Annotated in this window: 15 protein-coding genes and 1 riboswitch; of the genes, 8 read left to right on the forward strand and 7 right to left on the reverse strand. The window is 73.1% G+C overall.

Annotation, left to right across the window (positions count from 1 at the left end; translation table 11 throughout):
- Positions 1 to 32: 32 nt before the first annotated feature.
- Positions 33 to 395: a winged helix-turn-helix transcriptional regulator gene (locus tag ORG17_RS06690; RefSeq protein ID WP_071247254.1), complete on the reverse strand. Its 363-nt coding sequence runs from the start codon at positions 393 to 395 to the stop codon at positions 33 to 35.
- Between the two features lie 108 nt (positions 396 to 503).
- Between ORG17_RS06690 and ORG17_RS06695 the strand changes: the two genes are divergently transcribed.
- A complete protein-coding gene (locus tag ORG17_RS06695; protein ID WP_111058181.1) occupies positions 504 to 1,151 on the forward strand; it encodes an NAD(P)-dependent oxidoreductase in 648 nt (215 codons plus the stop codon).
- A gap of 177 nt (positions 1,152 to 1,328) precedes the next feature.
- Here the strand turns inward: ORG17_RS06695 and ORG17_RS06700 are convergent, their stop codons facing one another.
- Positions 1,329 to 2,651 (reverse strand): MFS transporter, encoded by a 1,323-nt coding sequence (locus tag ORG17_RS06700; RefSeq protein ID WP_214526381.1) that lies wholly within the window; start codon positions 2,649 to 2,651, stop codon positions 1,329 to 1,331.
- Between the two features lie 172 nt (positions 2,652 to 2,823).
- On the opposite strand from ORG17_RS06700, the gene ORG17_RS06705 reads away from it, so the two are divergent.
- Positions 2,824 to 3,681, forward strand: a complete 858-nt coding sequence (locus ORG17_RS06705; protein ID WP_214526380.1) for a LysR substrate-binding domain-containing protein — start codon at positions 2,824 to 2,826, stop codon at positions 3,679 to 3,681.
- 143 nt (positions 3,682 to 3,824) lie between these two features.
- Here ORG17_RS06705 and ORG17_RS06710 read toward each other — a convergent pair whose 3' ends face one another.
- Positions 3,825 to 5,042, reverse strand: a complete 1,218-nt coding sequence (locus ORG17_RS06710; protein ID WP_214526379.1) for a hypothetical protein — start codon at positions 5,040 to 5,042, stop codon at positions 3,825 to 3,827.
- A 97-nt stretch (positions 5,043 to 5,139) separates the two neighbouring features.
- On the opposite strand from ORG17_RS06710, the gene ORG17_RS06715 reads away from it, so the two are divergent.
- The gene (locus tag ORG17_RS06715; RefSeq protein ID WP_214526378.1) at positions 5,140 to 6,108 is read left to right on the forward strand and encodes an aldo/keto reductase; all 969 of its coding nucleotides are present in this window, start codon (positions 5,140 to 5,142) and stop codon (positions 6,106 to 6,108) included.
- Between the two features lie 135 nt (positions 6,109 to 6,243).
- On the opposite strand, the gene ORG17_RS06720 is transcribed toward ORG17_RS06715, so the two are convergent.
- Complete coding sequence (locus ORG17_RS06720) at positions 6,244 to 6,879, reverse strand: NADPH-dependent F420 reductase (RefSeq protein WP_214526377.1); 636 nt, start codon at positions 6,877 to 6,879, stop codon at positions 6,244 to 6,246.
- A gap of 77 nt (positions 6,880 to 6,956) precedes the next feature.
- Between ORG17_RS06720 and ORG17_RS06725 the strand changes: the two genes are divergently transcribed.
- The 4 genes from ORG17_RS06725 to ORG17_RS06740 all read left to right on the forward strand — a co-directional run bounded on the left by ORG17_RS06725 (position 6,957) and on the right by ORG17_RS06740 (position 8,796).
- Positions 6,957 to 7,253: a GNAT family N-acetyltransferase gene (locus ORG17_RS06725; RefSeq protein ID WP_214526376.1), complete on the forward strand. Its 297-nt coding sequence runs from the start codon at positions 6,957 to 6,959 to the stop codon at positions 7,251 to 7,253.
- 21 nt (positions 7,254 to 7,274) lie between these two features.
- On the forward strand, positions 7,275 to 7,736 hold the full coding sequence (locus ORG17_RS06730) for a VOC family protein (RefSeq protein ID WP_111233964.1): 462 nt from the start codon (positions 7,275 to 7,277) through the stop codon (positions 7,734 to 7,736).
- Between the two features lie 83 nt (positions 7,737 to 7,819).
- Positions 7,820 to 8,290: a MarR family winged helix-turn-helix transcriptional regulator gene (locus ORG17_RS06735; protein WP_051596672.1), complete on the forward strand. Its 471-nt coding sequence runs from the start codon at positions 7,820 to 7,822 to the stop codon at positions 8,288 to 8,290.
- The gene (locus tag ORG17_RS06740; RefSeq protein WP_214526375.1) at positions 8,287 to 8,796 is read left to right on the forward strand and encodes a metallophosphoesterase family protein; all 510 of its coding nucleotides are present in this window, start codon (positions 8,287 to 8,289) and stop codon (positions 8,794 to 8,796) included. The genes ORG17_RS06735 and ORG17_RS06740 overlap by 4 nt, the downstream gene beginning before the upstream one ends.
- On the opposite strand, the gene thiD is transcribed toward ORG17_RS06740, so the two are convergent.
- The 3 genes from thiD to thiM all read right to left on the reverse strand — a co-directional run bounded on the left by thiD (position 8,741) and on the right by thiM (position 11,915).
- Complete coding sequence (gene thiD, locus ORG17_RS06745; protein ID WP_214526374.1) at positions 8,741 to 10,309, reverse strand: bifunctional hydroxymethylpyrimidine kinase/phosphomethylpyrimidine kinase; 1,569 nt, start codon at positions 10,307 to 10,309, stop codon at positions 8,741 to 8,743. The genes ORG17_RS06740 and thiD overlap by 56 nt on opposite strands.
- Positions 10,306 to 11,052 (reverse strand): thiamine phosphate synthase, encoded by a 747-nt coding sequence (locus tag ORG17_RS06750; RefSeq protein ID WP_301565248.1) that lies wholly within the window; start codon positions 11,050 to 11,052, stop codon positions 10,306 to 10,308. Before ORG17_RS06750 ends, thiD begins: the two co-directional genes overlap by 4 nt.
- Entirely contained in the window at positions 11,049 to 11,915 is an 867-nt protein-coding gene (gene thiM / locus ORG17_RS06755; RefSeq protein WP_214526373.1) for a hydroxyethylthiazole kinase, read from the reverse strand. Before thiM ends, ORG17_RS06750 begins: the two co-directional genes overlap by 4 nt.
- A riboswitch (TPP riboswitch) is annotated at positions 11,904 to 11,999 on the reverse strand. Its footprint overlaps the gene before it by 12 nt.
- 68 nt (positions 12,000 to 12,067) lie before the next feature.
- Here thiM and ORG17_RS06760 point away from each other — a divergent pair.
- Positions 12,068 to 12,964: an NUDIX domain-containing protein gene (locus tag ORG17_RS06760; RefSeq protein ID WP_214526372.1), complete on the forward strand. Its 897-nt coding sequence runs from the start codon at positions 12,068 to 12,070 to the stop codon at positions 12,962 to 12,964.
- Positions 12,965 to 13,016: the final 52 nt, after the last annotated feature.

A 13,016-nucleotide genomic window follows, 5' to 3' on the forward strand; every position in this document is an offset into this window, starting at 1 on the left:
GCCGGCGCGCCCCGGTTCAATGCATGTCGCAGTTAGCGCGCGTCGTACCCCTCGCGCGCCTCGGCGACGTCGGGCATGTGCGAGGTGGCCCAGTCCTCCAGCGGCACGAGCACCGTGCGCAGCGACCGGCCGAGCTCGGTCAGTTCGTACTCCACGTGCGGCGGGATCTCGGGGAACACCGTCCGCGTCACCATGCCGTCGCGTTCGAGGGCCCGCAGCGTCTGGGTGAGCATCTTCTGCGAGACCCCCTGCACCCGGGCCGCCACCGCCGAGTACCGTGCGGGACCGTCGGCGAGGGCGCCGATCGTCAGCACGCTCCACCGGTCGCCGATGCGGTCGAGCAGCTGCCGACTGGGGCAGTCCGCCGCGTAGGGGCTGTACTCGAGTGCTGACATCGTGTCCTCCGTAACGCACCGCCAGGTGCCTACTTACTCAAAGAGAGTAACTCTTGTACGGTGACTGTCAACGTCACTGACGCCCAGCACGTCCACGAAGGGAACACCATGACCAACATCGTCGTCTTCGGAGGCACCGGCTACGCCGGCTCCGCCATCACCCACGAGGCACTCTCCCGCGGCATCACCGTCACCGCGGTCGCCCGCGACACGAGCAAGCTCGAGCCGGCCGAGGGCCTCACCCTGGCGCAGGGTGACGCGTTCGACGCCGACTTCGTGTCCGAGGTCACGAAGGGTGCCGACGTCGTCGTCGTCTCGCTCCACGCCGTGCAGGCGGACGGCAGCGAGCTGAAGGACAAGTTCCAGCACTTCGTCGACGCCGCCGCCGCAGCGGGTGCGCGTCTCGGCATCGTCGGCGGTGCCGGTTCGATGCGCGTGTCCGAGGACGGCCCCCGCCTCTTCGACACCGACGGCTTCCCGGATGCCTTCAAGGGCGAGGCGAAGAGCCACGCGCAGATCCTCGACGCCCTGCGCGCCTCGGACACCCAGGTCGACTGGTTCTACGTGAGCCCCGCCGCGGCCTTCGGCGGCTACAACCCGGGCGAGCGTCGCGGCACCTACCGCGCCTCGGACGAGGTCCTGCTCGCCGACGCCGAGGGCAACTCGGACATCTCCGGCGCCGACTACGCGATCGCGTTCGTCGACGAGATCGTCACCCCGGCGCACCACCAGACGCGGTTCGGCGTCGCCTACTGAGGCACTGCCCCTCGCAAGACACCGGTGTTCACACAACGCACCGCGGGATCCCGCGGCGTCGAGCGTGAACACCGGTGTTTTGCGGACTGCCCGACGCGACCGACGGGCGGACGGGAGGCGCGGGGCGGGGCCGCCACGGGCCTCCAGGCCGGCGGGTGGTCACCGCCAGGGCCCCCGCTAGTGGGCGACGATCGCCGGCACCGGCAGGTGGTGGCGCATGCGCACCGCCAGGTGCAGGCCGCCCCGGCGGGCGAGCACGAGCGCGATCACCGCGGCGGCTGCTGCCGGCACGCCACCGGCGACCATCATCCCCACGTGCGCGCCGTAGTGGTCGACGATCTGTCCCATCAGGGGCCCGCCGATCGCCTGCCCACCGAGCAGCACCAGGACGTAGAGCGACATCACCCGGCCGCGGATCGCCACGTTCGACGACAGCTGCACGAGCGAGTTCGACGCGGTCTGGAACAGCAGCTGCGACATCCCCACCGCCACGAGCGCGACGGTGAACGGTGCGATCGCCGGGATCGACCCCGAGACGACGAGCAGCACGCCCGTCCAGAACCCCCCGCCGACGATGGTGCGGAGCCGGACGACTGCCCGGCGGGTGGACAGCAGCGCGCCGACCAGGGCACCGATCGCCACGGCGGAGTTGAAGACCCCGTAACCGCCGGCACCGACGTCGTACACCTGTGACGCGAAGGCGGAGAGCAGCACGGGCATCGTCAGTGCGAACACCGAGAAGAACGCGACGAGGATCACCGGCACGATGATCGTCGGCTTGTGCACGGCGTAGCGGAGGCCCTCCACGAGCTGCCCCTTGCCGCGGGGCGCCGGGGGTGTGCGGTGCAGTTCGGAGACCTTCAGGAACCCGAGCGTCACGACGACGGCGACGCAGGCGATCGCGTTCACACCGAACGACCACCCCGCGCCGACCGCGACGAGCAGGGCCCCGGACAGCGCCGGACCGATCATGCCGCCCAGCTGGAACACCGACGAGTTCACGCTGATGGCGTTCCGCAGGTGCTTGTGCCCGACGATCTCGGTGACGAACACCTGCCGTGCCGGATTGTCGATCACGGTGACCATGCCGACCAGGAACGCGATCACCCAGATGTGCCACGCCTCGACGACGCCGGCCAGCGTCAGGACGGCGAGCAGCGCGGACAGCACCGCGAAGGCTCCCTGCGTGATCATCATGAGCGCGCGCTTCGAGAACCGGTCGACCAGGACGCCGCCGAGCAGCCCGAACAGCAGCATCGGTGCGAACTGACAGGCGACCGTGATGCCGACCTGCGCGACCGACCCGGTGAGCTGCAGCACGAGCCAGTCCTGGGCGATGCGCTGCATCCAGCCGGCGGTCATCGCCACCAGGTTCGTCGCCGTGAACAGCCGGAAGTTCGGCACGGACAGGGCGATGAGCGTGTGGCGCCACGGCGGTCGCGTGGCCTGGATCGGGAGCGGTTCGGTGGGCGGGGGGAGGGTCGTCGGTGACGCGCTCACGGTGCGGGGTTCTCCGGACGTCGGTGTGGATCTGGTACCCCAACGAAACTACGTGGCACCGGCCCATTCGATACCCCTATGGTGGCTATCACTCCATTGCGATGTCGAATGACCGCGCGAATGACCGCTCGAATGAGCGCTCGAACGGCCGCGCGAACGAACGAGGTGCCCCGTGCTCGATCCGGTCCTGTTGCAGACGTTCCTGGCCGTGGCGGAGACCGGCAGCTTCACGCAGGCCGGCACCCGGCTCGGCATCAGCCAGCCCACGGTGTCGCAGCACGTCCGGCGCCTGGAGACCGCGGTGGCGCGCACCCTGGTCGCCCGGGACACCCGCGGCGTCGCCCTGACCGACAACGGGGACGCGATGGCCGGGTTCGCGCGGACGATCCTCGCCGCGCACGCCACCGCCGACGCCTACTTCTCGGGCGCAGCCACCCGCGGACGGCTGCGGTTCGGGGCGGCGGACGACCTCGCCATCACGCAGCTGCCGCGGATCCTGCGGGACTTCCGACGACTGCACCCGCAGGTGAACCTCGAGCTCACGGTGAACCAGTCGTCACCGCTGCTCCGCCGGGTGCACGCCGGCCAGCTCGACCTGGTGTTCATCAAGCAGACGGCGGGGGAGTCCGCCGAGGGAACCCGGGTCGCCACCGACCAGATGGTGTGGATGGCGCAGGACGGCATCGCCCTGGAACCCGGCGAACCCGTCCCGCTCATCGCATACCAGGCGCCGAGCATCAGCCGGCAGATGGCGATCGACGCCCTCGAGGCCGCCGGCCGCACCTGGCGGATCACCTGCAACACCCGCGACGTCAACGGCATGCTCGCCGCGGTGCGCGCGGGCATCGGCGTTGCGGTGTTCCCGCACTCGCTGATCCCGGCCGACCTGGTGAAGGTGTCGCAGCGGCTCGGGTTGCCGGACCTGCCGGCGGTGGACTACGTCCTCATCGCCAACCCGACGGTGCAGCGGGAGCCGATCGACGCGCTGACGAACGCGATCCTGTCCCGCGGGGTCGTCCGCGCCGTCTGAGCGCGCGCATCGGCGCCGAGACGCCGTCGTGTTGTCCCGCCGCCGCCGAGCCGCCGAGACGCCTCGACTTTCGGGGGCGTCTCGACGTCGACGCGGCGTCCCTCCGAGACGCCGGCGTCTGAGCGCTCGCGGGCCGCGCGGCGCTATGGAGCGAGCGTCGGGGTCGTGCCGGTGCCGGTGACGTCCGGCAGCGTCACCCCCGCGAGCGGCAGCAGCGCCGCCGCGACGGCCCACAGCAGCACGACCGTGCCGACACCACCGAGCACGGCGCCGAGCAGCGCGACCGGCCGCTGCCACGTGGCCGTCCGGTCGCGCAGCGTCACGATCGAGAGCACCAGCGCGAGCAGTCCGAGCGCCACACCGACACCGTGCACGGTCGCGGGAGCGGTGAACCACCAGGCCGCCAGACCGATCGTCGCGATCCCGGCGACGGCACCGAGCACCGCACCGGCGGTCGCGCCGAGTGCACGGCGTGGCTCCGGCACGGCGGCCGCGGCCACGGGCTGGTCGAGCAGTTCGGTCGGGAGGCCCGCCCCGCCCCCGCCAGCACCCTGCGGCACCGGGGTGGGTGCGACCACGGCCGTGGTCGCGTCGACGTTCGGGGTCGCGACGGCGGGGCTGCCGGGAGCGGCGGCGGCCGGTGCCGCGTGCAGGACGGCGTCGAACGACCGTGCGGGTGCTGGTGCGGGTGCGGCCGACCGCGCGGCGGCCTGCTGGTGCGCGAAGCGTCGGGGCGTCCGGTAGCCGATCGGGCCGACGGGCTCGGGTTCGGTGCCCTCGACGACCACGTGTTCGAGGCCGGGCACCGAGAACCGGGGCTGTCCGGCGACGGGCACCGCGGGTGCGGCGGTCGGCGGTGCCGGGGCGGCCTCCGGCGACGGGGTGGTGAGCGGTGGGACGAGCGGTGCGGCGTCCGCCGAGGTGGGTGCGGCGGCGACCGGTGAGACCGGCACCACGAGCCCGGACGCGGGGACGACCGACGACGGCGGCACCGCGGGGGTCTCGAACGGCACGGTGTGCACGTTCGGCGACGTCGGGGCCGGGGGCAGCAGCTCTTGCTGCGGCGGGAAGTCCGGCACGGGGGCGTCGGCCTCGACCAGGGCGGCGATCGACGCGGGCTCGGCGGTCGGTGCGTGCGCGGCGGGCACGGTCCCGGCGGGGGCGACCGTGGTCGGTGGGACCGGCGCCGCGTGGGCGGCGCGTGACGAGGCGGGGGTGGGGCGGGCCTCCCGGCCGGAGGCGTTCACGTGACCGGCCGCGGCGACCCGCTCGGGCGCGACCTCGTCGACGGGCGGCGCGGTCACCCAGGCCGGGACGGGCCGACGGGGCCGGTCCGATTCGGGCATGCGATGCGCTGCCACTGCGGCGCTCCTTCCGTCGACTGATCCATGCTCAGTTGTAGCGGCAACCGCTGTGTGGATCGCAGCCCCAGTTCGGGGTCGCCGGTACGTTCGGGTGATGACCGGAATCGAACACCGTCCCCTGGGCCCCTCGGGGCTCGTCGTCTCCACCGTCGGCCTCGGCTGCAACAACTTCGGGCGGCGGGGAACCGCGTCCGAGACGCAGGAGGGCACCGACGCCGTCGTCGCTGCGGCCCTGGACGCCGGGGTGACGCTCTTCGACACCGCCGACATCTACGGCGGCGTGCCGGGCAAGTCCGAGGAGATGCTCGGACGCTCGATCCGCGGCCGCCGTGACGAGATCGTCCTCGCCACGAAGTTCGGCATGGACATGCAGGGCGCGAACGGGCCGGACTGGGGCGTCCGCGGGTCCCGCCGGTACGTGCGGCTCGCGGTCGAGTCGTCGTTGCGCCGCCTCGGCACGGACTGGATCGACCTCTACCAGATGCACCGGCCGGACGACGTGACGCCGATCGAGGAGACCCTGTCGGTCCTCGACGACCTGGTCCGCGAGGGCAAGATCCGCTACGTCGGCCACTCGAACTTCGCGGGGTGGCAGATCGCCGAGGCCGAGCTCACGGCGTCGATCGCGGGCACCACCGCGTTCGTGTCCGCGCAGAACGAGTACAGCCCGCTCGCCCGGGATGCCGAGGCCGAGGTCTTGCCGGCGGTGCGGGCGTACGCGCTCGGGTTCCTGCCGTTCTTCCCGCTGTACAACGGGCTGCTCACCGGCAAGTACACGAAGGCGGGCGGCCCGGCCGACGGGCGGCTGACGACCTCGAAGCCGCAGGTGCTCGAGGACGCCCCGTGGGACGTGCTCGACGACTACCAGCGGTTCTGCGACGACCGGGGCGTGACGATGCTGCAGGCGACGTTCGCGTGGCTCCTGGCGCAGCCGGGGCTGTCGAGCGTCATCGCGGGGGCGACGAAGCCGGAGCAGATCACCCAGAACGTCGAGGCCGGCACCACGTGGACGCCGACCGAGGACGACATCGCCAACATGACGACGATCTTCGACCGGGCCTGAGCGGGCTTTTCGCGCCGGCGTGTTTCGCGCCGGTTCGTTTCGCGCTGAGCGACAGGTCACGGGCTGCGGCGCCCGTGAGGTGTCGCTCAGCGCGAAACGGCGGCGAAACGGCGGCGGGCTGCGCGGAGCCGAGGACTAGCGCTTCGCGGCGGCCAGGGCGTCGCGCAGCTCGGCGGCGGTCATCCGCGGGCCGTAGCCGGGGGTGTCCCGCTGGATGCGCCAGCCCTCGGCGAGCGGCCCGGCGTCGACAACGTCGAAGCCGAACGCGTCGATGAACTCGGCGACGGTCTGCTTGGCGGAGTCGTCGTCGCCGGCGATGACGAGGGCACGACGGTCCGGGGTGCCGGCCGGCGTCGCGTGGCCGGTCAGGTCGTCGGCGCCGATGTGGTTGAACGCCTTCACGACACGGGCGCCGGGCAGGTGGTCCTGCAGCAGCTCGGCGGTGGTCGTGGACTGGTCGTCGAGGGCGGCGATGTGGCCGTCGCGCTCCCAGTAGTAGTTGTTCGTGTCGATGACGACCTTGCCGACGAGGGGCTCGACGGGGATCGTCTCGATCGCGGCGAGCGGCACCGTCACGACGACGATCTCACCCGCTGCGGCTGCCTCGTCACGGGTCGCTGCGCGTGCGCCGTCGCCGAGTTCCGTGACCAGGTCGGTCAGGGTCTCCGGGCCGCGGGAGTTCGCGATGACGACCTGGTGGCCGTTCCGTACCGCGAGTCGTGCGAGCTGGGATCCGATGTTGCCGGCGCCGATGATTCCGATGGTTGTCATGGTGTCCCTGCAACGCTGCCCGCCGTCGTGCATTCCCCGGGCGGCACGATCGCCCCGCCGGGAGCATGATGGCGGGCATGGACCACGAGTTCCGCGACGAGACCGACCAGGACCGCTACGCGATGTACGTCGACGGCGAGCTCGTGAGCGTGCTCGACTACCGGGTGAACGGTGACGCTGTCGCCTTCCCGCACACCTATACCATCCCGAAGCACCGCGGCCACGGCTACGCGGCGCAACTCGTCGAGTACGCCGTCGCCGACGTCGAGTCGTCGACCACGAAGCGCATCCTGCCGATGTGCTGGTTCGTCGGCAAGTGGTTCGACGAACACCCCGAGAAAGCCGACCTGCTCAGTCGCAGCGCCGCGGACTGAGCACCGAACAAAGGGGCTCCCGTGCCCACCATCACCCCGTTCCTCTGGTACGACGACCAGGCCGAACAGGCCGCCGAGTACTACGTCGGACTGTTCCCCGACAGCCGCGTCGACAGCGTCAGCCGGATGCCCGACGGCCGTGCCCTCGTCGTCGAGTTCACGTTGCTCGGCGCCCCGTACCGCGCGATGAACGGCGGCCCCGGGCACCCGCACACCGACGCGGTCTCGTTCCAGATCGACGTGGACACGCAGGACGAGCTCGACCGGCTGTGGGACGCCCTGCTCGCCGACGGCGGGAGCCCGACGGCGTGCGGGTGGTTGACCGACCGCTGGGGTCTGGCGTGGCAGGTGACCCCGTCGATGCTGGGGGAGCTGATGAGCGGATCGGGCGACCCGGAGGCCAACGCCCGCGTGTTCGAGGCCATGATGCAGATGGTCAAGTTGGACATCCCCGCACTGCAGGCTGCCGCGGCCGGTCGCTGACCCCACTCCACACGGACCCGCCGGTAGTGTGACCGGACCAGGAGACCGCCGGCAGGCGCCGGCACAGACAGGCTGGAGCCACCATGGACCACCCGAGTTCGAGGGTCCGGAACAGCGACATCAGCCGGGCGTACACCGAACTCGCCCGCATCACCCGTCGGGCGAGCATCCGAGCCCGCGGCTCGGACCAGGTGTTGAGCGTCGTCGACCAGTCCCTCGTCGACTTCGTCGTCCAGCACCCGGGCTGCATGGCCATCGACATCGCCCGCTACCTGCGGCTGAACCGTTCGACGATCTCGCGGCAACTGTCCGGGCTCCTCGCGACCGGGCTGGTGCGCACGACCGACGGCGGTAGCGGCAACGCGAAGCCGCTCGAGGCGACCGACGCCGGCCGTGCGGCGCTCGAGCGGTCGGTGCAGCTGCACCGGGACGCGCTCGACGAACGGCTCGCGGACTGGTCGGACGACGACATCGCGTTGCTCGCCGGGCTGCTGGAGCGCCTCGGCGCTTCGGACGAGGCCGGGCTCCCGATGCCGGCACCCACCGAGTCGTGACGACGTCGTTCGTCCTGCTGTCCGACACGCACCTGCCGAAGCGCGCGAGGGACCTGCCGCCCGGGCTGTGGGCCGACGTCGACGCGGCCGACCTCGTGGTGCACGCGGGGGACTGGGTCGACCTGGCGACCCTCGACGCCGTGCAGGCGCGGTCCCGCCGCTTCGAGGGCGTGCGGGGCAACAACGACGGTCCGGAGTTCGACGACCGGCTGCCGCTCGTCGCCCGGTTCGGCGTCGAGGACCTGCGCTTCGCCCTGGTGCACGAGACCGGGGCGTCGACCGGTCGGGAACGGCGGATGGACGCCGAGTACCCGGACACCGACGTGCTCGTCTTCGGTCACTCGCACATCCCGTGGGACACCGTGGCACCGTCGGGGATGCGCCTGCTGAACCCCGGTTCGCCGACCGACCGCCGTCGCCAGCCCGACCACACGTGGATGCGCGGCACGGTCACCGGCGCCGAGCTGTCCGTCGAACTGGTGCGGCTGCCGCCGGTCGCCCGCTAGCCCCGGTTGCCCGCTCGCCCCGGTCGCGTGCCTCCGTCGGCATCCGGAAGAACGCGAGCTCCCACTCCGTCGAACGCCGGAACGCCCGCGCCATCCGCCCTCGCTCGTCGGGAGTCGCGGCACGGGCCAGCTCCTCGACGAGCCGGGTCGCCTCGGCACTCGACGCCGCGAACCCCGGGTCCCCGTACGCCGTGATCCAGTCGGCGAAGGCGTGCCCGTCCGGAGCGACCCCGAGCTGCGACCCGACCCAGGCGTAGACCCGGAAGCAGGGCAGCACCGCGGCGGCGAGCACCGCCGCGGAGCCGGAGTCGGCAGCCTGCTGCAGGTGTGCGAGGTACCCGGCGCACGTGGGGTGCACGGGATCGTCGGCGTGTGAGCCGGCCAGCCGACGGTGGTGCAGGTCGCGGGCCTCGTCGGCACACCCCTGCGCAGCAGCCGCCCAGAACGCAGCAGCAGCGGCAGCACCCGCATCCGAACCGGCACCTGGTGCACCGACCCCGAGCGCCGCCAGGTGCCGCTCGTACGCCCGCAGGTAGTGGACGTCCTGCGCCAGGTAGCCCGCGAACACCTCCGGCTCGAGCGTCCCGTCCCGGAGCGCCACCAGGAACGCGCAGTCGATCGTCTCCTGCAGCATCGATGCCGCATCCGCCCACCACACGTCCGTGTACGACAGCGCCGGCAGGGCTGCCCGCGCCTGCGCCCCGTGGTCGACCGGGCCGTTGCCGCTCCCGACCGACAGCGCATCGGCCCCGCGGAGCGCCGCCGACAGCCACTCCTTCGCCGCCCCGACCGCGAGCTCCCAGTCGCCGTGCCGTGCGGCGAGCGTCGCGATCGCACTGGACAGCGAGCACCCGGTGCCGTGCGTGTTCGTCGTCGCGACCCTGGGGCCGGTGAACACCCGCACGGTGCCGTCCGGTGCCACGAGCACGTCGTCGGAGGTCGGACCCTCGTCGTGGCCGCCCTTCGCCAGCACCAGGACGTCCCACCGCGCCGCCACCGCACGCGCGGCATCCAGCGACGAAGCCGACGTCGATGCAGACGAACCGGAACCAGCCGCACCAGACTCCGCCAGCTCCGCCAGCACCACGAGCTCGGCCCGGTTCGGCGTCACCAGGTCGGCGAGCGCGAACAGCGCCCCCATGGCCGACGCCGCGTCCTCGTCGAGCAGCCGGTCCCCGCTCGTCGCCACCATCACCGGGTCGACGACGACCACCGCCGGCCGGTGCTCCCGCAGCCAGTCCGTCACGACCCGCACGACGTCGGCGGTGCCGAGCATCCCGATCTTCACCGCGTCGACCACGACGTCGTCCGACACCGCGACGAGCTGCTCCCGCAGGAACCCGACGTCCGGCACGTGCACCGACCGCACCCCGTGCGTGTTCTGCGCGACGAGCGCCGTCACGACCCCCATCCCGTACCCGTCGTGCGCGGCGATCGCCTTGAGGTCCGCCTGCATCCCGGCCCCGCCCGTCGGGTCGGTCCCGGCGATGCTCAGCACCCGTGGGACGCTCATGCGTCCGCCCCGTGGTGCGTGGAGGCCGGGAGGACCGGTGCACCTTCTGCGGGCCGCCCCGCCTCCGCCGCGTGGCCGGGTCCAGGGCCCCACGCGGCCACGTACGCCGCCGCGGCGGACCCGGGGTCGGCCGCGGCGCAGATGCCCGACACGATCGCGACGCCCGCGGCACCGGCTGCCCGGAGCGGCACGACGTCGTCGAGGGTCACCCCACCGATCGCCACGCACGGCAGGTCGGTGGCGGCGGCCAACCGGGCGAACCCGTCGTGGCCGAGGGCCGGCGGGTGGTCGGCCTTCGTCGCCGTGGGGTGCACGACCCCGACGCCGAGCAGGTCCACGGTGCCGCGGGGGAGTCGTTCGACGGCAGCCAGGTGCGCGAACGTGTTCGCCGTGAGGCCCACGTGGGCGTCCGCTCCGAGCAGGGCACGGGCGGCCGTGACGGGGACGTCGGACTGGCCGAGGTGCACGCCCGCGACCCGGTGTCCCGCGTGCCGTGCGGCGAGGACGACGTCGAGCCGGTCGTCGACCACCACCCTCGCGCGGTCCCCGACGGCGTCGGCGACCGCGGCGGTCAGGGCGAGCAGGTCACGCGCCGAGGCGTCCTTGTCCCGCACCTGCACGATCCGGACCCCGGCGTGCACGGCGGCGCGGACGACCCCGAGCACCCCGATGCCGTGCCGGTCGGCCAGGGCACCGTCGGTCACCAGGTAGACGCCGAACCCCGCAGACTGCAGCCCGCTCACGCCGACACCGCCCGGGCGTCGAGCGCAGGAGCGGCCTCGAGGGTGATCCGGGCCTCGCGGACGACGTCCTCCGGGGTCAGCGACGCCAGCCGGTCGAGGAACAGCGGCTGGAAGGTCCCCGGTCCGCCGGCCTCCCGTGCCGCGAGCTCGGCGGCGATCGTGTGCACCGCGGTGGCGGCGACGGCAGCGGCCCCCGCGTCCTCCGGCGCGACCGACGTGAAGGCGGCGACGACCGCGCCCAGCGCGCACCCGCCACCGGTGATCCGCGTCAGCAGGTCGGTCCCGTTCGCGACCCGGACCACACCGATGCCGGGCGCGACCAGCAGATCGACCGCACCCGACACGGCCACCGCAGCCACGAGCCTCCCGTCCGCAGCAGCGACGGACGCGACCCGGGCGTCCTCCGTGCCCATGGTGCTGTCGACCCCGCGGCCACCGGCCGAGTCGCCGAGCAGGGCGAGCACCTCGGACGCGTTGCCCCGCAGCACCGTCGGGCGCAGCGCGAGCAGGTCACGCGCCAGGGCGGTCCGCACCGGCAGCGAACCGACGGCCACCGGGTCCAGGACCCACGGGGTGCCCGCGTCACGGGCCGCGTGCACGGCCTCGAGCGCGGCGACCCGCGGTTCGGCGTGCGGGGTGCCGGTGTTCACCAGCAGGGCATCCGCGACGCGGGCGAACGGCCCCGCCTCGGTCGCCACGTCGACCATCGCGGGCGAGGCCCCGAGCGCGAGCAGCACGTTCGCCGTGACGTTCTGCACGACGGTGTTCGTGATGCACTGCACCAGCGGGGCCCGGGCACGCACGGCCTCGAGCAGTTCGGCGGTTCGGTGGGCCCAGGCAGGGGAGGGCGCAACGGTTTCCATGGACGATCCCTTCGCGAGTACGAGCTCGAGCAGGTTCGACGGGTGTGATCTCAGCCGCTGGATGCGGCACCCCGTGTCTCGAGCGACACCGTACACGACGCCCGGTGACCACTTCGAGGCCTGCTCCGGGCACCGTGTGCCAGGGTTGGACCGTGCCAGATGCAACGCCCCCCGGGCCCCCACCCGGCCCCCGCGACCCCGGCGACGCCTGGGCGGTCGGCCCCGACGGCACCAAGGCGTGGGGACGCTTCGGCGCCGCCGGCCTGCTCGTCGACGACGGCGCCGGCCGCGTGCTCCTGCAGCACCGCGTCGAGTGGAGCCACCACGGCGGCACCTGGGGCATCCCCGGCGGCGCACGGCACCAGGGCGAAGCAGCCGTGACCGCCGCCCTCCGCGAATCCGCCGAGGAAGCCGGTGTGCCCGACGACGCGATCGCCCTGCGCCACACGGCACTGCTCGACCTGGGGTTCTGGACCTACACGACCGTCGTGGGGCGCGCCTCCCGACCCTTCGAACCCGTCATCGCCGACCGCGAGAGCCTCGCCCTGTCGTGGATCCCGATCGACCAGGTCGACGACCTGCCCCTGCACCCCGGCTTCGGCAGGTCGTGGCCGGCGCTCCGCGCCACCGTCGCGACCACACCGCACGTCGTCGTCGACGCGGCGAACGTCGTCGGCAGCGTGCCCGACGGCTGGTGGAAGGACCGAGCCGGCGCCGCGTCACGCCTGCTCGCCCAGGTGTCGGCGCTCGCCGCGGGCGGGGTGTCCGCATCGTTGCTGGACCTGCCGTTCGCCCGGTGGTGGCCGCGGTGGACCGTGGTGCTCGAGGGGGAGGCCCGGGCCGCTGCGGACGTCGCCGCCACGGGCGCTGTCGACGTCGTCCGTGCTCCGGCCTCCGGCGACGACGCGATCGTCGAGTCCGCGCGGGCCGCGGTGCAGGCCGGCGACGGGCCGGTCGTCGTCGTGACGGCCGACCGCGAGCTCCGCGACCGCGTCGAGGCCCTCGGCGCGGTCGTCCACGGGCCGTCCTGGTTGCGCGACCAGCTGTAGCCGCCACTCGGACCGCCGTGTTCCGGATGGTCGCGGAGCGGCCGTCGGTCGC

The sequence above is a fragment of the Curtobacterium flaccumfaciens pv. betae genome (assembly GCF_026241855.1).
GTDB lineage: Bacteria > Actinomycetota > Actinomycetes > Actinomycetales > Microbacteriaceae > Curtobacterium > Curtobacterium flaccumfaciens.

Coding starts and splice junctions, on each gene's coding strand:
- ORG17_RS06725 (WP_214526376.1), top strand. CDS start 6,957: ATGGACCACGAGTTCCGCGACGAGACCGACCAGGACCGCTACGCGATG.
- ORG17_RS06695 (WP_111058181.1), top strand. CDS start 504: ATGACCAACATCGTCGTCTTCGGAGGCACCGGCTACGCCGGCTCCGCC.
- ORG17_RS06735 (WP_051596672.1), top strand. CDS start 7,820: ATGGACCACCCGAGTTCGAGGGTCCGGAACAGCGACATCAGCCGGGCG.
- thiM (WP_214526373.1), bottom strand. CDS start 11,915: ATGGAAACCGTTGCGCCCTCCCCTGCCTGGGCCCACCGAACCGCCGAA.
- ORG17_RS06720 (WP_214526377.1), bottom strand. CDS start 6,879: ATGACAACCATCGGAATCATCGGCGCCGGCAACATCGGATCCCAGCTC.
- thiD (WP_214526374.1), bottom strand. CDS start 10,309: ATGAGCGTCCCACGGGTGCTGAGCATCGCCGGGACCGACCCGACGGGC.
- ORG17_RS06715 (WP_214526378.1), top strand. CDS start 5,140: ATGACCGGAATCGAACACCGTCCCCTGGGCCCCTCGGGGCTCGTCGTC.
- ORG17_RS06690 (WP_071247254.1), bottom strand. CDS start 395: ATGTCAGCACTCGAGTACAGCCCCTACGCGGCGGACTGCCCCAGTCGG.